This is a genomic window from Citrobacter sp. Cb004 (genome assembly GCF_030337065.1).
In the GTDB taxonomy this organism is placed as follows: domain Bacteria; phylum Pseudomonadota; class Gammaproteobacteria; order Enterobacterales; family Enterobacteriaceae; genus Citrobacter; species Citrobacter braakii.
Genome location: NZ_JAOWCH010000016.1, coordinates 1 through 486 on the forward strand (window position 1 = coordinate 1; position 486 = coordinate 486).

Genomic DNA, 486 nt, shown 5'->3' on the forward strand with positions numbered 1-486 from the left:
AGCGCTATTAGTGATTTTGGGTTAGATTACTTCAATGATTTTTATGCTACTAATATTATTAGTAAAGAAGATATTTTTTATTATGTTTATGGACTATTAAGCAGTAGGGATTATTTGTCTCGTTATGCTGATAATTTAGCTAAAGAGTTACCGCGCATCCCTCGAGTAAAAAAACTAGAAGATTTTTGGTCATTTTCTAAGGCAGGTCGTGAACTTGCTGAGTTGCATGTAAACTACGAAACAGTTGAGCCCTACAAAGCTGATATTGATACAGGCTCCCTGAGCTATTCCCAGTTAGGCAAGGACGATTTTTATGTTGAGAAGATGAAGTTCGCCAAAAAAGGTGAAAAAGATACAGTCATCTATAACAATAAAATTCGCATAAAAAACATTCCAACTGAAGCCTATGACTACGTTGTGAATGGCAAGCCAGCTCTTGAATGGGTGATGGAGCGGCAAGGTGTCTCTACTCATAAAGATAGCGGT

Annotated in this window: 1 protein-coding gene; it reads left to right on the forward strand. The window is 37.0% G+C overall.

The features are described from left to right. Positions 1-486, forward strand: a 486-nt coding sequence (locus tag OGV65_RS00095) for a type ISP restriction/modification enzyme (RefSeq protein WP_353655059.1), incomplete at both ends; no start/stop codon positions are given.